Origin of the sequence: Paenibacillus sp. DP01, assembly GCF_044784315.1 — a bacterium.
Lineage (GTDB): Bacteria > Bacillota > Bacilli > Paenibacillales > Paenibacillaceae > Paenibacillus > Paenibacillus polymyxa.
The window spans coordinates 1,196,032-1,214,782 of record NZ_CP173059.1; the positions used below are offsets into that span (position 1 = coordinate 1,196,032).

Genomic DNA, 18,751 nt, shown 5'->3' on the forward strand with positions numbered 1-18,751 from the left:
TCGAGCCAAATGAGCAAGCCTGGATTCTCATCCAGGCTTGCTTACTCTTGCATTGATGTTATTGGGCTGGCACAGGGATTTCCATTTCCAGTTCTTTGATATACGTTTTGTCGCCTTTCTTCACTTCGTTGCCAACCTTGTCATTCACTTGTCCCACAATGCTCCAGTCGGTAGGCTTGACGGTCAAAGTGAACGGCTTAATCGTCACGTATTTCGTGCCCGGTTTAAGAGCATCGTACAGCTCATCCACATGATATTTTATCTTAGGCTTGCTGTGGAAATAACCGAATTTGAGCTGCTCTAGAATGTTGCCCTGATCATCTGCAATATCGTAATACATCATCGTTGGCGCATACTCTCCCGTCTGCTCCTGAGAAGCAGGCACTTCACCTGTACTGTCCAGCACTAGACGAGTCGTTGTTGAGGTGGATTTCAGCTCCTTCACGGTATAGCTGAAGTTATTGCTGGTCTTCGTCTTATTCGGTTGGACCACAATCATGGTGTTGTCGATTTTCACCGGAACTTTGAATTCATAGGGCTCGTTGACACCTGTCATCGAAGTTTTAACCGTCAACTCAAACTCGTCCGGCAAAGATCCTAACTGCATGAATTCCCCAACGACAGAATTTTTTTTGTGCGGATCATCACCGTATATAAATTGTTGAGAGTCAACCTTTTTTCCATTAATCTGTACTTCGGGATGCTTAAAGTAGCCCTTAAGCTGATTCTTCTCAGGCACTTTATGTGCCTTTACCCATTCGCCATCGCTATTTTCAGTTTTGGCATCCATAGGTACATAAGGGCTTATAGAGCCTTCCGGCAAATTCTCACCTTTACGCTCAATGGAGAAGGACAGGCGTGTACCGTCATACAGAACATCGCTTAATGTCAGCGTAATTCCGTCATGCGTCACACTTTCATTAGGATGACTGAGAATGCCCTTATCTACAGCAGTCTGAATTTCATCCGAGCTCAATCCATAAAAAATACTGCCAATTCCGGGAATCTGCTTGAGTGTAGCCGCCATCGTGGGTGATACAAACCCGGCGCCTACCACTCCTGCCCCTAATATGCCAACTACGGATGCCGCCAGGACAGCCCGTTTTGCAAACTTTGGTTTCGTCGTCTTTCTTTGTATGGCTCTATTTTCAATCTCCTTCATAATTTGATCACTCATACTGCCTCTGGGCATGACAGATTCATGGATCCAATTTTCCAACGGGTCCATTTCACGCTCATAAGGTGGTGTTAGATGTTTGTCCATTAACAAGTTCTCCTTTGCTTCTGTGGTCCAGCAGCTTGCGCCGAAGCCGCTCATATTTTTTGCGGATGGTTGCCGACTTTAAGCCCATGATGCTGCTAATTTCCTCAAAGCTGTATTGCTCGACAGCCTTCAGTAGCAGAATATGACGTTCTTCTGGGGTAAGATAAGTCAGCAGCTCTTCAATCACACTTATATAAGGTGATACTTGGGCGATGGACTCTTGTTCCTTGACCTGCTGAACCAGTTTGAGCCAGCGGCTGTGTTTCCTTTTGATATTCATTAAGTGATGATAGGCTATCTTGTATAGCCATGCCGAGAAGCTGGTCTGTCTGCTGTATTGATGAAGATGCTCATAAGCTCTGATAAAAATGTCCTGAACCGCGTCCTCTGTGGCTTCATGATTCTTCAAAATATAAAAGCAGTAGGTGTACATCTGACGCTCGAATTGCCGAATAATGATTTCATAAGCCTGCTGTTCACCAGCCTTGATACGTTCTATGGCCAGCTCAATCTGGCTGTATTTGTCCTGTGTATCCCCGGGGATGGTTGCCTGCAAGAGCTCACCTCCTTGTATTTATGTCTATATAACAATCGCAACGGGTCATTTTGTGACATCATTTTTGTGGAACCTTGATAGGTATGTATGTTTGATCACAGCTCGTTCATTTTATCATTTTATGATATTCGGATATTCTCACTTCAACTAACATGGTCGACTCACAAATGGACCGTTTTAAACGGTCTAATGGGGTCATTTCAATAGAAACGGACAACAACACGGATTTGTGTAGAGAAATACTCGGATATTTAAACGCGTTTGGGGGAACAGCAAAACTATAATAATAAGGAATTTAAATTATGTAAGCGCAATCATTTTCTGTATTTGCTTGTCATCACAATACAATTGAGGAGGACGAATTGGATGGCTCAAAGGAAAGGCGCATGGCAAAAGGGAACCTTGACCGCCGCGTTGGCAGCAATGCTGGCGATGACGGGCACGACTGGAGGAGTGGCTGCGGAAGACTTATCCGAACCCACGCTGCAGGCAGAATCAGCAATCGCAGTAGAACAAAACCGTAGTGGCAGCATTCAGCTGGAAAAGCTGGATCGCGGTCTGGTAGCTGCGGCGACGCAAGAGGGTGTATTTTTAAGCTGGCGGTTATTGGCCCAGGAAGTGAATGGCTACAGTTCAACAGGGCTGACAGGAGCAGACTTTAACGTATACCGTGATGGCAAGAAAATCGCGACGGTGACGGACAGCACCAATTATCTGGATAAGGAAGGAAACGGAAATGCGGTGTACAGGGTCGCTTCAGTCGTTAAAGGGAAAGAAAAGGATCGCAGTGCCAAAGTGAAGCCATGGCAGCAGGGTTATTATGAGCTTCCTCTGCAAAAGCCTGCTGATAGCGTAACACCCGCAGGTGAATCCTATACTTATTCGGCCAACGATATGAGTGTGGGGGATGTGGACGGAGACGGCCAATATGAATTTTTTGTAAAATGGGACCCATCCAACTCCAAAGATGTATCTCAGAAGGGGTATACCGGAAATACGTATGTCGATGCGTATACGTTCGAGGGCAAGCTGCTGTATCGGATTGACCTCGGTGTGAATATTCGCTCAGGTGCCCATTATACACAGATGATGGTGTATGATTTTGACGGCGATGGCAAAGCCGAGCTGATGTTCAAGACCGCTCCGGGGACCAAGACGATTACTTTTGACAAAAAGGGCAAGCCCAAAAAAGAAAAATATATTACCCTGCCCCGTGAGGATCGCAAAGCCGGAATTACACATAAAGATGATTATCGTTTGAGCCGCACGGATTATTATGAGCATGTAGTGAATATGTTTATGAACTGGACGAAGCATGAAGAAGTGGTCAAGGGGCAGTGGCCTGCTACGCTGGAGGAATGCTTTGGTATTGCTCCAAAGTATAGCTACCCGTTATCCCGAAAGGATGCGGAAAGCCTGACGGATTACTTTATGGATGTGTATGCTCCTGCGCGGAGCGACAAAAACAAGCTGAGAGAATATGAAGGTTTCATTGTGGATGGACCGGAGTATTTGACCATTTTTAAAGGGAAAACAGGTACCGAGCTGGAGACGATTCGCTATGAGCCAGAGCGCCATGATGACGGTCTTATGTGGGGAGACTACGCTATGGCCCGGATTGAACCTGCTAACCGTGTAGATCGTTTTCTGGCAGGGGTAGCGTACCTGGATGGACGCAAACCATACGCCGTATTTGCACGCGGCTATTATACTCGCTCCACCTTGGTCACTTATACGTGGGATGGTCGCCATCTCCAAAAACATTGGATGGTGGACAGTGGCTGGGCACCGATGACCAATCCGTTTAATGATAGCCCGCACGGACGGGATGGAACGGACCCGAAATTCGGCACCTTGACTACACAAGGAGCGCATTCGCTGAGTGCCGCAGACGTGGATGGAGACGGCAAAGACGAAATTGTATATGGCTCCGCCACGATCGACCATGATGGCAGCCTGTTGTACAGTTCATTTGATGTTATGCCTCCTGAAAGCGCAATTCCGGGCCAAACCGCCAGATTGGGACACGGTGACGCGCTGCATGTGACTGATATTGACCCTGATCGGCCAGGAAAAGAAATCTTTATGGTGCATGAAGGCGGCACCTATGCCCCTTATGGTTATTCGCTGCGGGATGCCAAAACGGGTGAAGTCATCTACGGTGGGTATTCCGGTAAGGATACAGGTCGGGGGATGGTCGGTGACATAGACCCGGATCAGCGAGGACTGGAGACTTGGGCCATAGGCTTGTGGACCGCTGCGGGCAAACAATTGGATACCAAGATGCCGGGTACCAATATGAGTATCAAATGGGCGGCTGATATGACCACACAAATCGTGAACGGGGCGATCGACGTAACCCCAACCATTGAAGATTGGAAACGAGGCACATTACTCACCGCAGCAGGTACCAAAACGAACAATTATACCAAAGGAACGCCATCGTTGGTCGCTGATATTTTCGGAGATTGGCGCGAGGAAATGCTTGTCCGTACAGCGGATAGCTCGGCGATCCGTATCTATTTGAGCACCGAGCCTACAACGCATAAATTGTACACATTGATGCATGACCCGCAGTATCGTGCGGATGTGGCGCGTCAAAATACTGGCTATAACCAGCCGTCCTACACGAGCTTTTACTTTGCATCCGATATGAATTGGGCGAACGTGCCGATTCCCAAGCTCTATACACCAAGAGCCTTGATGAATGAAGAGAGCAGTGACGAAGCGGATGAGGTAGAGGCAACGGAGGTAGATGAAAAAGAAGTCGATGAAACGAAAGTTGATGGAACAAAAGTCGATGGGGCAGAAATAGATGAGAAGGAAATAGAGGGAGAGTCAGCGGTCCCTGTAGTTCCTGTAGTTCCAGCAGAGGATCTATAAACGATTAGCCGGAGACTAAAACTGTATCACCCCATCCATTAGTTAATAGAAAAATGGCAAGCCTCTAAATCATCAGAGGCTTGCCATTTTGTATTCTTAAAGTTTAAGAGTATAGACGATTCTATCCATAGTTGGTGTTTCTGGTTTTAGAACATCTCTAAAATAGCAAATTTGCTGAAAGCAGCGGAGAGAAACGGAACGATTGCGAAAAAGCGTCAGCGGTCGCCTTTGTATCCGGATTTTTACCACTAAGCTATTCAATAAAATCCAGATACAACAGCGATTGGAGCAACGTTCCGTTCGCGGAGCGTCGCCAGACCCCCTCTTTTACTTTTCTATTTGTAAAGGAGTCGATTCTCTAAATATCGGCTCAGTTCTGATATGCGTAATCTGATAAGGCCTGGAAGGATCTTTGACCCGCGCCAATAGCATCTCAGCCGCCATAATCCCCATTTCGTTGTTGTAAATATGCACGGTGGATAAATGAGGCTCTACAATCCGGGATTCAGGAGCGTTATCAAACCCAAACACAGCAATATCTTCGGGAATTTTCAAGTTTTTGTTTTTGAGCGCTTTCATGACACTGACGGCGATAAAATCATTGGCGCACACGAACGCAGATGGAAGCACGCTCATGCCCTCCAATTGTTTATCCATCCAATCCGATTCGGAGAAAAAATTTCGGTCCTGATCAACGATGCAGCAAGATAAATCCAAACTTTGGCCTGCTTCGATTAAAGCACGGTTATATCCAACCCACCGCTCGTTGAAGCTTTTGCAATGTTTATAATCCCCAACAAAACCGATCCGCGTAAATCCACGATCAATCAGGCTTTTGGTAACAGAATAAACGCTATGTTCGTTTTCCATCAACAATAAATCCGCTTTCAAATCAGGACAAAAAATGTCCACCGAGCAATCAATAAAGATTGTAGGCAGTCCCAAACTCGTAACGAGCTCACTATACTGTGGATCGAACATTTCAATACAAATGATTCCGTCAACCTTAGAGGCTTCAAAATTATTAGGCAGTGTTCCCGCTTGGATTTCGTTTTCCCGCACAATATGAATCGACAAATTATACCCTTCTGCACTTATTCTTTTTTCCAGCCCACTGATCAGAAAGGAGCCAAAATGCGAGCTGTTCGGCAGATTGCATGTAAACAGGGCAATGTTACCTTGGTTCTTAGGGATGATACTGTCTGTTTCCACATAGGCAAATTGCTTATATTTGAGCTCGATCGCTTTTTTAATGACTTTGTTCCGAGTATCAACCGGGATGCTCTCACTACCGTTAATGGCTTTGGATGCGGTGTTTCGGGAGATTCCCAAAGCGTCAGCAATGTCTTGAATGGTGACTTTTTCTTTCTTCATAGACAGGTTCCACCTTCACTTAATAAATGGATTGCCTGAGAGGTACAGTTGCCTCTGCCAGCTTTCCGTTCAGACCTAAAATGTATCCTAAATGTATAATAGTTCGCATAAAATAGCAATGTTGAGATTACAAATGAATAAAATATTTTTACATTTGTAAAGTTTATTTAATAGCCTGTATTTATCTTTATCAGATCGAAAAATGAACTGAAATTCAAATTTGTATAAGCTGGATAAAAAAATGCTCATTGAAACAGAGAGGGTACATTAGGGCCGAATAAGTGAAGCGGTCATTGTTAATGGGGAACTTTCAGATTTGGATCATAGGGGATGATTATTTTTGTTTTTGTTACAAAAGCTCAGAATGACAATAATATTTTGGTCAAATGTAAATAAAATATTTTACAAAAGTTATTGACGAATGATAATTTGATTTGGTAAATTGAAGATGAAAAATGTAAGCCTTTTCAGTTGTCTTGTACAGACGGTTATTACAGATGGGGGGAACGCACATGGCAAACTTGGCTAAGGCAGCTCAGAGACATGCCGCACTGGGGGAGCAAAGGTCCATTCGCAGCAAGCTAGACTATATTCGCAAAAACTATTTTCTTTACGTACTGCTGGCGCCTGCACTGATTCTTACGATTCTTTTTAAGTATGTTCCGATGTATGGGGCCATTATTGCATTCAAGGATTTTAGCCCGCTTAAAGGGATATGGGGAAGTGACTGGGTTGGACTAAAGTACTTCACTAAATTTTTAGAATCACCCAATTTTACAGATATCTTCTTCAATACGCTGAAACTGAGCTTCTATGGACTTGTACTCGGGTTTCCTGTACCAATCCTGTTAGCGGTCATGCTGAATCAAATCCGCAAGGCGGGATTGAAAAAGAATATCCAGCTTGTGTTGTACGCCCCTAATTTTATTTCGGTCGTTGTCATTGTGGGAATGCTGTTTATTTTCTTGTCTCCGACCGGACCTTTGAATCAAATCATTGCATCGGTGACCGGCAACCCTGTGATCTTTATGACAGAGCCTGAATATTTTCGCTGGATTTATATTCTGTCTGGAATTTGGCAGGGGGCGGGGTGGTCTTCAATCATTTATGTAGCTGCACTCGCTAATGTTGATCCCGAGCTGCATAATGCAGCAAGTCTGGACGGGGCCAACCTGCTTCAGCGCATATGGCATATTGATTTGCCGACGATTAAACCGATTATGGCGATTGTTTTTATCCTGGCAGCAGGAGGAATCATGTCGATTGGGTTTGAGAAGGCGTATCTTATGCAGACATCCATGAATTTGCCTACTTCTGAAATTATTCCTACCTATGTGTATAAAGTCGGCTTGCAATCCGGCAATTATGCTTATTCTGCGGCGGTCGGGCTGTTTAATTCGGTGATTAATGTGGTTTTGCTGCTGACCGTTAACTTTATCGTCAAGAAGCTCAATGAGGGAGAAGGGCTTTATTAGGAAAGGAGCCTCTTTATGCATGTCAAACATTCCAATCTGGACCGCTTCATCCTAGGTGTGAATTACATTGTGCTCACTTTAGCTGTTTTGATTATTGTAGTTCCCTTGGGTTATATCGTGATTGCTTCGTTTATGGACCCGACCGTTTTGTTAAGCAAAGGCCTATCCTTCCGTATTTCGGATTGGAGTGTGGAGGGATATCGGAAAATTTTGTCCAACCCGGCGATGCTCCGTGGGTTTGCCAATTCGGTGTTCTATTCTTCATGCTTTGCCTTGATCTCTGTGACGGTTTCGATTTGCGCTGGCTATGCCTTATCGGTGAACAGCTTGGTAGGGCGGAATTTCTTTATGACATTGTTTATCATCACCATGTTTTTCAGTGGAGGTCTGATTCCAACCTATTTGTTGGTCAAAAATTTAGGGATGCTGGATACCGTATGGGCTATTCTTCTTCCCGGTGCAATCAATGTGTGGGATCTGATTTTGGCACGAACGTTCTTTAAAGGTGTACCTAATGAATTAAAAGAGGCCGCCAACGTGGACGGAGCCTCGGACTGGACGATATTTTTTAGAATTGTCCTGCCGCTGTCCAAACCCATTATTTTTGTCATTGCGCTATATGCCTTTGTTGGTCAGTGGAATTCTTATTTTGATGCCATGATTTATCTGGATAATGCACAGCTGCATCCGCTTCAATTGGTGCTGAGATCGATCCTGATCCAAAACCAGACGATGCCTGGCATGATTAGTGATCAATTAGCAATGGCGGAACTGAAACGTCTTTCGGAAATGATCAAATATTCATCGATTGTCATATCCAGTCTTCCACTGCTTGTGATGTATCCTTTTTTCCAAAAGTATTTTGAAAAGGGCGTTATGGTCGGCTCTTTAAAATAACAGATGCCGCACACTTCATTTGCTATATGTGCTTTTTACCATTATCCGATGGAGGTCATCCAGATGAAAACAGTCAAAACTGCCTCATTTGCCGCACTGGCGGCGATCTTAGTTCTTTCCGGCTGCGGCAGCAGCAATTCTTCTAATGAGAGCGATGCAACAGATGTGAATGGAAAAGTGACGCTCAACTTTATAACCCAAAGCTCTCCACTCGCTCCGGCAGATCCGAACGACAAGCTGATTAACAAACGGCTGGAAGAAAAAACGGGCATTCATATTCGTTGGAAGAACTTTACCAGTGACCAGTTTGTAGAAAAAAGGAATCTGGCCATTGCCAGCGGCGATTTGCCGGATGCAGTGTTCGACGCGGGCTACTCGGATTATGACTTGCTCAAGCTAGCCAAAGACGGTGTCATTATTCCAGTGGAGGATTTGATTGAACAGCATATGCCGAATTTTAAAAAGGTATTGGAGCAATCCCCGGAATATAAAGCGATGTTGACTGCGCCGGATGGACATATTTATTCCTTTCCGTGGATTGAAGAATTGGGGACAGGAAAAGAAGCGATCCAGTCCGTGGATGATTTGCCGTGGATTAATGTGGAGTGGCTGAACAAGCTGGGCTTGTCCATGCCAACAACGACCGAAGAGCTGAAGCAGGTCCTAATTGCCTTTAAAACAAAGGACCCCAACGGCAACGGGCAGGCGGATGAGATTCCATTATCGTTTATCGATAAGCCTGGCGGCGAGGATTTGGCCTTTTTATACGGGTCCTTTGGGCTTGGAGAGAACTGGGATCATACAGTAGTGACGAACGATGGGAAAGTCGTTTTTACAGCAGCGGATAACGGATATAAGGAAGCAGTCAAATATATTCATGATTTATACAAGGAAGGGCTGGTGGACATAGAGTCTTCCCAGCAGGATTGGAACACCTATCTAGCCAAAGGGAAGGATCACCGCTATGGTCTGTACTTTACATGGGATAAGGCCAATATTACAGGCCCGAATAAAAAATACGATCTCATGCCGCCGCTGGCTGGACCGGATGGACATGTGAATGTTACACGGACGAATGGCATCGGCTTCGATCGCGGGCGCATGGTGATCACCAGTGCTAATAAGAAGCTGGAGGCGACTGCCAAGTGGATTGACCAGCTGTATGATCCGATCCAGTCTATACAGAACAACTGGGGAACATACGGGGACACCAAACAGAAAAATATCTTTGAGTATGATGAGGCAAAGGGAATGTTGAAGCATCTGCCGCTGGAAGGCTCGGCTCCGGTGGAAATCAGACAAAAGACGAACATTGGTGGACCGTTAGCTGTATTGGATGAATACTACGGAAAATACACAACCCAGCCAGAAGATGCCACATGGCGATTGGGTTTGCTCAAAAAGGTGATGGTTCCGCATATGCAAGCGGATCATAATTATCCTAAAGTATTTTTCTCTATCGATGAGCTGGATCGTTTATCGACCATTGAAACCGATCTATTCGCCTATGTTCTTCGTAAACGTACGGAATGGTATCAGAACGGCAAGGTCGAAGAGGAGTGGCCGGAATATTTGCAGGAACTGAACAGTCTGGGATTACAGGAATGGCTGCAAATCAAACAAGCGGGTTATGACAGAAGCACAAGTAAATGAATCTTTTTTCGAGGGAGATGAGTATATGAACGTGATTAGGCAAGAGAAATACCGCCCATCCTATCACTTTTCACCAAAAAGCGGATGGATGAATGATCCGAATGGAATGGTTTATTATGAAGGGCGCTATCATTTGTTTTATCAGCATCACCCATTTGGCACCACATGGGGACCTATGCATTGGGGGCATGCTGTCAGCACTGATTTGATGAATTGGGAGGAGCAGCCAATTGCCTTGGAGCCGGATGAGCTAGGAACGATTTTTTCCGGGAGCGCTGTAGTGGATGAACAGGATACATCCGGATTTTTTGGCGGCAAGCCGGGCTTGGTAGCCATTTTCACCCATCATGCTTCGCTTCCGGGGACGGAACAGGTGCGGCAGTGCCAAAGCCTTGCCTATAGTACCGATTCGGGGAAAACCTGGATTAAATACACAGGCAACCCGGTGCTGGAGGATAAGGAATGCATTGATTTTCGGGACCCGAAAGTGTTTTGGCACAAACCTACAGAGCAGTGGGTGATGGTGCTGGCCTGCGGTCAGACGATTCGAATCTATCATTCTCCGAATCTGAAGGAATGGACTTTTGCCAGTGAATTTGGACACGGTATTGGTAGTCATGACGCGGTGTGGGAGTGCCCGGATTTATTTCCGCTATATATTGATGAGAAGCGCGAACAGGTGAAGTGGGTCATGCTTGTAAGTATTGGTGATGTTCCGGAGATTCGGGAAGGGTCCAGAACACAGTATTTTACGGGTGAATTTGATGGGACAACATTTGTGGCAGATGCGGAAAGTGAAAAAGTCCGCTGGCTCGATTATGGCAGAGATAACTACGCAGGTGTGTGTTGGTCGGATATCCCGGCAGAGGATGGACGACGCCTGTTTATGGGCTGGATGAGCAACTGGAGATATGCCAATCAGACACCGACGGAGCGCTGGAGAGGTGCCATGTCCATTCCGCGAGAACTCGCGCTGGAAACGAGAAAGGGCACAGTTGCGCTTGTTCAGCGCCCTGTTCGGGAGCTGGAGGGATTAAGAACCCCTGTCCTGTCACTCACAGAACCATCTTGGGAGGAAGTGCGAAACGCATTGTCTGCTTTGCAGCTGGATTGCTACGAACTTGTGGCTGAATTTGCAACCACTGGAGACTTTGGCTTTAAAGTGCGGGTATCGGATGAACAAGAAACACTCGTCGGGTATACTTCTGCCACGCAGGAGGTATACGTGGACCGGAAACGGTCAGGTCGCTCGGATTTTCATGAAGACTTTGCAGGCAAACATGGAGCCTCATTAACAATCTTACCGGATCGCATGGACATCCGTATCTATGTAGATCGCTCGTCTATCGAAGTGTTTTTCGATCGCGGACAGGTAGCCATTACCGATTTAATATTTCCTGATGCAGAAGCTAAGGGTCTTGAAATATTCTCAGCGGAAGAGCAGATAACTGTATTTTCACTGGAGCTTTATGCGCTGAAATGAGATTTTCTTCGTAATCCGTACTGGAGGGTAGGAAATTGGCGATGAGAATAGAGCTCACAAACACGCGCACGAATTTGACGAACTGGCAGATTAAAGGGCAGGGACACATAGAAAATAACATCCAGGGACTTTTGTTGAGGTCAGAGCCACAGGAAAATGTGATGGCTATGTCTGGAACTACATCGCAGGATTTTACTTTTGAAGCGGATGTGATGGTCACAGACATACAGGCAGACGCTACCCTAGTATTCCGTTCCAGTGAGGATGGATGGTCTTCCTATATGCTTCAAATCGTGCCAGCTGCCGGATTATTACGGTTGCGCGATGCTGCCGGGGATATCGAAAGACTCAAAGAGGAACGGCAGGTAAAATTACAAAAAGGAGATATTTATCATCTCAAGGTGAAGGTAGAAGGCTCGCGTCTTAAAGTGTACTGGGATGAAGGGTATAGCCCGATTATAGATGTGGTCGATACGACGTACGCATCAGGATATTTGGGACTGAATGTCTGGAATGGGTCGGCATTATTTCAGAACATTCAAGTCAGTGATATGGATACGAATGTAGATGAACCGTTCTTGATCCGTGGAAAATGGCAACCGGACCTCAAAGGGCAAAAAGCTGAGGGAACAAGTTCTGAAGGAGCATTGAAAATATTTAGTACGACAGCTGCCGATCTGGTCATGGAAGGTAGTGTGACGCTGAATCCTTCTGAACCGGGAATGGAAGCAGGGCTATTTTTCAGAGGGAATCCGAAGGGTACAGAGGGATATGTTGCTTCTGTGCAACGTGAGGATCAGCAGGTTCAGGTACATCTGAGAAAGGCGAATGGAGCGTTGGTTACAAGCTCTGTCATGGTGTATCCGAATACATCGGGCAGTAAATATAGTCTGGAAATCATCGCATATGGAGAGCGAATTCGCGTGTTTGTAGATGGCTACACGCCTGCGGCGATTGACATCGTGGATAACAGTTACTCCAGTGGTTTTATAGGTATGAAGGCAACTGGGGGTACGGCTTATTTTCAGGATATCTACCTTACCTCCGTCTCGAATTACTATACAGAAAAATATCGCCCGCAGTATCATTATTCCCCTGCCAGAGGCTCGGCCAGCGATCCGAACGGATTGGTATATTTCGAGGGAGAATATCATCTATTTCATCAGGATGGTGGACAATGGGCACATGCGGTCAGTCTGGATTTGCTGGATTGGAAAAGGCTTCCCTTGGCATTAAAGTGGAATGATTTGGGCCATATCTGGTCCGGCTCGGCTGTAGCTGATCTCACCAATACTTCCGGCTTGTTCAGCGACTATGGCGGAAAAGGGCTGATTGCATATTACACCTCCTATAATCCCGATCAGCCCAAGGGAAACCAGAGAATTGGCCTTGCTTACAGCACAGACCGGGGACGGACATGGCAATACCCCGAAAACAATTCAATTGTAATTGAGAATCCGGGCCAAAATGAAAACGATCCTGGCAACTGGGATTTTCGTGATCCGAAAGTGGTATGGGATGAAGCGCATCAGCGCTGGATTATGGTCGTGTCGGGAGGTGACCATATCCGCTTCTTTACCTCCGCCAACCTATTAGATTGGAGCTGGACGGATAACTTTGGCTATGGTGATTATATACGGGGCGGGGTATGGGAGTGCCCAGATCTATTCCCGCTCGCGGTAGACAAGAGCAACACCTCTAAATGGGTGCTAATGATTAGTACTGGAGCCAGCACGAACACTCAAGGCTCGGATGCGGAATATTTTATCGGTGAACTGACATCTGATGGCAAATTTCAAAATGATCTTCCGCCGAGAAAGGTATTGAGAACCGATTGGGGCAAGGAATTCTATGCCTCGATGTCTTTCTCCAATATGCCCTGCGGGCGGCGTATCATGCTGGCATGGATGACAAATTGGGACTACCCGTTCAGCTTTCCGACTTCACCCTGGAAGGGGCAGTTCAGCATCCCGAGAGAGTTATCGTTAAAAACAACCCATGAAGGCATCCGCTTGATACAGCATCCGATATCCGAACTGACTTCGCTACGTTCTCATTTATTTTCGCTAGAACATGCAAGTATCACGGAATCTTCTCCGAATATACTGGAAGGTTTAAAGGCGGGTGCCTATGAGATTGAGGCGGAGTTCGAATTTCCTTCCGTTGGGATGGCATCGACTTTTGGGTTTTGCGTACGGGAAGGCGGTGAGCAAAGAACGGTAGTTGGCTATAAAACAGATGTACAACAGATGTTTATAAACCGTACCGATTCAGGGCTTACCGATTTCTCTCCCCTATTTTCAACGCTTCATGAAGCATCGTTGGCACCGGTCGGGAATCGAATTCAAATGCGTATATTTGTGGACGAATCCTCAGTTGAGGTGTTTGGTAATCATGGGGAAGTCGTATTTTCTGATATCATTTTTCCAGATTCGGCGCGTAGAGGGATGAGCTTCTATGCTCAAGGTGGTGAGGTGAAAATTGTTTCTCTTCATGTGTATGCGCTACACAATAGCTGGAGGGTTACAGAGGTTTCACCCATCAGACTGATCATGGATTACACTCAGCTGGAGCTTGCGGAAGGACGGTCGAAACGTCTGTATGCGAGTGTGGAGGATCATTCCGGGAGAAAAGAACATTTGCTGAATTGGGAATCCAGCAACCCCGCAGTCGTCAAGGTGATCTCGTCAAATGAAGGCTACGCGATCACGGAGGCACTTTCCCCTGGAGAAGCCGTAGTTACAGCCTCCATTCCGGGAGATACGGTAAGAGCAAGTACCTCTGTCACTGTGCATGGCGGGAAGTTTTATACCAACCTTTCAGGTTGGGTGCCGGATGTCTCCGCATCCCGCTGGATGGTGACGACGGATGGTATGCGCGGAAGCTATATTAGCGATGCGAATTATATGGCTTCTGAGCAGGCGAAAGATTTTACGTATGAGGCTGATATGAAGCTGTATGGAAATGGGAGCGCTGGGTCCATGATTTTTCGTGCCAATGCTGACGGGGCGAGTGGCTATTATTTGAATTTGGACCCGAACATGAAATCCATTCGTCTTTTTTATAAAAAAGAGGGGCGATTTGAGGAGCAGCAAGTGCTGGCCAAGGTTCCAAGATTTGTACTGCCGGGAGTAACCTATCATATTAAAATCCAAGCAGAGGGATTACGCCTTCGTATAGAGATTGATAACGAACAGGTAATGGACTTGGAAGATGATACATTTGCCGAAGGGCATTTTGGTATCAATGTATTTGGAGGGCAGGCTTTTTACCAACATGTAAGGATCGAGAAAATGTGATATGAATTTCTTATGTCAGAAGGAGAGCTGTATTTTACGAGCTCTCTTTTTTGCGTCTTTTTTAGCCGGAGCCTGCAATTTGCTGGTTAAACGAAAACCTTCAGGGGGGTATAATAAAATATAGTGCTATATAAAGTGCGTATACATGGTGTTACAGCAGATTTGGATTCATACAACCATTAGATGCTGATCTGGAAGGACGGCTATGGGCCATTGGAGGAATGCTTGTGGGGATGATGTTCACTTTTCTAAAAAAATATCGGGTTCCAGCTATCGCGGCGCTCGTGATGATGCTACTGGAATTGACGGTAGAGTTATCGCAGCCGTATTTGATCTCCAAAATCATAGATGAGGGCATTCGACAGCAGGATTTGCCCGTCGTCTGGTTATGGGGCGGTGTACTGGTGGGCAGTGCCGTTATCGCTTTTATGGCAGGGATATCCAGCTCCTTTTTTGCTTCACATGCAAGTCAGGGTTTTGGCTATGATGTGCGGGAAAAGCTATATCAAAAGGTGCAATCCTTTTCTTATCCGGTGTTCAAACGGTTTGCTACTTCGTCGCTGATTACTCGCCTGACGGGAGATGTCACGCAAGTACAAGATACAGTGTTTATGAGCCTGCGATTTATGACACGAGTTCCGCTGGTGGTGATCGGCAGTATTGTGATGGCCTTGGTTGTACATTTTAGGCTTGGGCTGCTACTGGCGGTTATGGCCCCGGTGCTGTTCGTATTTGTGCTGGTGATGATGCGGAGGACTGTCACTTTGTTTAAAAGTGTCCAGCGGCGCTTGGATGACGTTAATGGAGTAATTCAGGAGAATCTGACAGGCATTCGGCTTATCCGGGTTTTTGCGCGGATGCGACATGAAATTGAACGTTTTGCTCATTACGGAAGTGAATTGATGAAAGGGACGGTGTTCGCTCTACGCTGGACAGAAACGACGATGCCGTTCATTTTGTTTACGATGAATGCAGGGATTATTGCAGTACTTTGGTTTGGGCGCGGCCAAATTTCCACTGGAGATGCCAGTGTAGGACAGGTGGTTGCAGTCGTTAATTATTCCCTGCGGACGATTGGAGCTTTGTCTGCTTTATCCGGTATCGTTGTGGTATTTTCCCGGGCTACTGCATCTACAGGGCGGATTCGAGAGGTTTTGGAAACACCTAATGAAGAGGGGAGAGAGCTGAAGGGTGTTCCAACACAGGATACACGGATTGAGGGACAGGTGGAAATGGATCGGGTGAGCTTTCATTATCCGGGCAGTGATTTGGCTGTATTAAAGGACATATCCTTTAAGGCACGACCGGGTGAGCGAATCGCTATTATGGGAGCTACTGGTTCGGGCAAATCCTCACTTGTACAGTTGATTACACGTCTGTATGAAGAAGATGCAGGTCATGTACGCTTTGACGGAAAGGACGCTCGTCAAATGGATGGCTCCATACTACGTGAGGCGATTGGCTATGTCCCCCAAGAGGTACTGCTATTCACCGGTTCGATTCGGGATAATATTGCCTGGGGGCTGGAGCATGCCAGTCTGGAGCAGATTCAGGAAGCCGCGCGCATGGCACAAATCCATCCTATGATTGAACGCTTGCCACAAGGCTATGACACCATGCTCGGACAGCGTGGTGTTAATCTGTCCGGCGGACAGAAGCAGCGGCTGTCGATTGCCCGCGCACTGGTGCGTCAGCCGGCAGTGCTGATTCTGGACGACAGCACAAGTGCGCTGGATGTGGGAACGGAAACCGCATTGCTGAATGCACTCGATGGCCTGTCCTGTACGACATTTCTCATCACGCAGAAGATTAGTTCAACTGCATCAGCAGATCAGATTTTACTGCTGGATGAAGGGCGCCTGATCGCAAGTGGAAACCATGATCATCTCATGGATAGCTCAGAACTGTATCGACGTATCTATGAATCACAATACGGAAAGGAGGAGTCGCATGCTCAAGGAACTCATTGAACCGTTCCGTCAGCCTACGCCGGAATCCGGTGTGCTGCGAAACCCGGCTGGCGCTGAAGGACGACGCAAGGCCAAAGCGAAGAACTGGTCTGGCACGGTAGGGCGAATATGGGCTTATCTGGCCCGTCGCAAGGCCAAGCTAATGCTGGTCCTGTTCATGGTGTTGCTCAGCTCCGGGCTGTCGCTGTTGGCTCCATATCTGGTCGGTGTAGCGGTGGATGATTTTCTCGAAGGGCCGGGTGGACGCACGTGGATTTATTTTCTCATAGGTTTAGGGGCTGTGTATCTACTGAACTCGCTGACCTCCTGGCTGCAAAATATCTGGATGATCGAGATTGCCCAAGAGACGGTGTACCGCATGCGTTTCGATCTGTTTTCACATTTGCATCGACTCCCCATTCCTTTCTACGGCAAACGTCAGCAGGGAGAGATCATGAGTCGTCTGACCAATGATATCGAAAATGTCAGTTCTACGCTGAACAGCTCGGCTATTCAGATTTTTTCGAGCATATTGACGCTAATCGGTACACTCACTGTGATGCTGTGGTTAAGCCCGCTGATGACCCTGCTAACCTTTATCGTGGTGCCGTTAATGGCAGCCGGGATGCGCTGGATTACACGCCGCACCGGGCCTTTATATAAGGAACGGCAGAAGAACTTGGGCGAACTGAACGGATACATTGAAGAAACGCTGTCCGGTCAGCAGATTATCAAGGCATTTTCACAGGAGAAGAGAGTCATCCGTGGTTTTCGTGAGCGTAATGACCGTATTCGGCTGTCGGGTTTCTGGGCACAAACGATTTCAGGCTTTATCCCCAAGCTGATGAACGGACTGAATAATCTCAGCTTTGCTATTGTAGCAGGGATCGGCGGGATTTTAGCCATTCGCGGCTCGATTACGATAGGGACGATTATTGTATTTGTAGAATATGCTCGTCAGTTCACTAGACCGCTGAACGATTTGGCTAACCAGTGGAATACACTGTTGTCCGCCATTGCCGGAGCTGAGCGCGTATTTGAAATATTGGACGAAGACGAAGAGTCCAAGGATGAACGCGGCGCAGTAAAGGTGAAGCATGTGGAGGGAGCTGTACAGTTTACGGATGTTTTCTTCGGTTATGATGAGGGAAACGCTACGCTGGAAGCCATCTCTTTTGAAGCTAAACCTGGTGAAATGATCGCGCTCGTCGGCCCGACCGGGGCAGGAAAAACGACACTGATCCAGCTCCTTTCCAGATTCTATAGCCCAGACAAGGGAACGATTACGCTGGACGGGCGTGACATTACGACCATAGAGCGTGAAAGCTTGCGCTCCCGTATGGCGTTTGTGCTACAGGACACCTTCCTGTTTCAGGGGACCATTCGTGAAAATATCCGCTTCGGCAGGCTGGATGCCACTGATGAGGAGGTTGAACAAGCATCGAAACTGGCCAACGCCCACTCCTTTATCATGCGGATGAAGGACGGGTACGACAAGGTGCTGGAAGCGAACGGTAGCGGCATCAGTCAAGGGCAAAAGCAGTTGCTGGCGATTGCTCGTGCGATTTTGGCCAACCCTTCTATCCTGGTGCTCGACGAGGCGACCAGCAGCATTGACACCATCACCGAGATGAAAATTCAAGAAGGACTGGAACGGCTCATGCAGGGGCGAACAAGTTTCGTTATTGCACATCGGTTGAATACCATTCGTCAGGCTGACCGGATTTTGGTCTTAAAGGACGGTCGTTTGGAGGAGCAAGGTTCTCATGAGGAGTTGCTGGCTCACAAAGGCTTTTACAGTAATTTATATTATGGTCAGTTGAGAAAACAAAGCTCATAAGCTGGCTTGATCAACAGACTTACAGGCATACTTAAAAAGGGCTACCGTGGGGTGGCCTTTAAGTATGCCTTTTTATAG

11 protein-coding genes are annotated in these 18,751 nt (G+C 46.8%); 8 read left to right on the forward strand and 3 right to left on the reverse strand.

What is annotated here, in order from left to right; genetic code table 11:
- Positions 1–58: 58 nt before the first annotated feature.
- Both ACH59B_RS05240 and ACH59B_RS05245 read right to left on the reverse strand, forming a co-directional pair.
- On the reverse strand, positions 59–1,264 hold the full coding sequence (locus ACH59B_RS05240; RefSeq protein ID WP_103042231.1) for a DUF4179 domain-containing protein: 1,206 nt from the start codon (positions 1,262–1,264) through the stop codon (positions 59–61).
- Complete coding sequence (locus tag ACH59B_RS05245; protein WP_103042232.1) at positions 1,236–1,820, reverse strand: RNA polymerase sigma factor; 585 nt, start codon at positions 1,818–1,820, stop codon at positions 1,236–1,238. Before ACH59B_RS05245 ends, ACH59B_RS05240 begins: the two co-directional genes overlap by 29 nt.
- A 366-nt stretch (positions 1,821–2,186) precedes the next feature.
- On the opposite strand from ACH59B_RS05245, the gene ACH59B_RS05250 reads away from it, so the two are divergent.
- On the forward strand, positions 2,187–4,703 hold the full coding sequence (locus ACH59B_RS05250) for a rhamnogalacturonan lyase (protein ID WP_103042233.1): 2,517 nt from the start codon (positions 2,187–2,189) through the stop codon (positions 4,701–4,703).
- A gap of 327 nt (positions 4,704–5,030) precedes the next feature.
- On the opposite strand, the gene ACH59B_RS05255 is transcribed toward ACH59B_RS05250, so the two are convergent.
- Positions 5,031–6,077, reverse strand: coding sequence for a substrate-binding domain-containing protein (locus tag ACH59B_RS05255; protein WP_103042234.1), 1,047 nt, complete (start codon positions 6,075–6,077; stop codon positions 5,031–5,033).
- A 512-nt stretch (positions 6,078–6,589) separates the two neighbouring features.
- On the opposite strand from ACH59B_RS05255, the gene ACH59B_RS05260 reads away from it, so the two are divergent.
- From ACH59B_RS05260 to ACH59B_RS05290, 7 genes are all read left to right on the forward strand, one after another.
- Complete coding sequence (locus ACH59B_RS05260) at positions 6,590–7,552, forward strand: sugar ABC transporter permease (RefSeq protein ID WP_016821412.1); 963 nt, start codon at positions 6,590–6,592, stop codon at positions 7,550–7,552.
- A gap of 15 nt (positions 7,553–7,567) precedes the next feature.
- Entirely contained in the window at positions 7,568–8,449 is an 882-nt protein-coding gene (locus ACH59B_RS05265; RefSeq protein ID WP_013369666.1) for a carbohydrate ABC transporter permease, read from the forward strand.
- 63 nt (positions 8,450–8,512) lie between these two features.
- Positions 8,513–10,102, forward strand: coding sequence for an ABC transporter substrate-binding protein (locus ACH59B_RS05270; protein WP_031463008.1), 1,590 nt, complete (start codon positions 8,513–8,515; stop codon positions 10,100–10,102).
- Between the two features lie 25 nt (positions 10,103–10,127).
- The gene (locus ACH59B_RS05275; protein ID WP_103042650.1) at positions 10,128–11,585 is read left to right on the forward strand and encodes a glycoside hydrolase family 32 protein; all 1,458 of its coding nucleotides are present in this window, start codon (positions 10,128–10,130) and stop codon (positions 11,583–11,585) included.
- A gap of 41 nt (positions 11,586–11,626) precedes the next feature.
- Positions 11,627–14,884 carry a GH32 C-terminal domain-containing protein gene (locus ACH59B_RS05280; protein WP_045244237.1) on the forward strand — a complete coding sequence of 1,086 codons (3,258 nt, stop codon included), beginning with the start codon at positions 11,627–11,629 and terminating at the stop codon, positions 14,882–14,884.
- Positions 14,885–15,117: 233 nt separating this feature from the next.
- A complete protein-coding gene (locus ACH59B_RS05285) occupies positions 15,118–16,854 on the forward strand; it encodes an ABC transporter ATP-binding protein (protein WP_103042651.1) in 1,737 nt (578 codons plus the stop codon).
- Positions 16,835–18,673, forward strand: a complete 1,839-nt coding sequence (locus ACH59B_RS05290) for an ABC transporter ATP-binding protein (RefSeq protein WP_016821407.1) — start codon at positions 16,835–16,837, stop codon at positions 18,671–18,673. Before ACH59B_RS05285 ends, ACH59B_RS05290 begins: the two co-directional genes overlap by 20 nt.
- Positions 18,674–18,751: the final 78 nt, after the last annotated feature.

What these genes read in the sequence shown, in the direction of transcription:
- ACH59B_RS05240 (WP_103042231.1), bottom strand. Translation starts at nt 1,264, where the DNA reads ATGGACAAACATCTAACACCACCTTATGAGCGTGAAATGGACCCGTTG.
- ACH59B_RS05250 (WP_103042233.1), top strand. Translation starts at nt 2,187, where the DNA reads ATGGCTCAAAGGAAAGGCGCATGGCAAAAGGGAACCTTGACCGCCGCG.
- ACH59B_RS05255 (WP_103042234.1), bottom strand. Translation starts at nt 6,077, where the DNA reads ATGAAGAAAGAAAAAGTCACCATTCAAGACATTGCTGACGCTTTGGGA.
- ACH59B_RS05260 (WP_016821412.1), top strand. Translation starts at nt 6,590, where the DNA reads ATGGCAAACTTGGCTAAGGCAGCTCAGAGACATGCCGCACTGGGGGAG.
- ACH59B_RS05265 (WP_013369666.1), top strand. Translation starts at nt 7,568, where the DNA reads ATGCATGTCAAACATTCCAATCTGGACCGCTTCATCCTAGGTGTGAAT.
- ACH59B_RS05270 (WP_031463008.1), top strand. Translation starts at nt 8,513, where the DNA reads ATGAAAACAGTCAAAACTGCCTCATTTGCCGCACTGGCGGCGATCTTA.
- ACH59B_RS05275 (WP_103042650.1), top strand. Translation starts at nt 10,128, where the DNA reads ATGAACGTGATTAGGCAAGAGAAATACCGCCCATCCTATCACTTTTCA.
- ACH59B_RS05280 (WP_045244237.1), top strand. Translation starts at nt 11,627, where the DNA reads ATGAGAATAGAGCTCACAAACACGCGCACGAATTTGACGAACTGGCAG.
- ACH59B_RS05285 (WP_103042651.1), top strand. Translation starts at nt 15,118, where the DNA reads ATGATGTTCACTTTTCTAAAAAAATATCGGGTTCCAGCTATCGCGGCG.
- ACH59B_RS05290 (WP_016821407.1), top strand. Translation starts at nt 16,835, where the DNA reads ATGCTCAAGGAACTCATTGAACCGTTCCGTCAGCCTACGCCGGAATCC.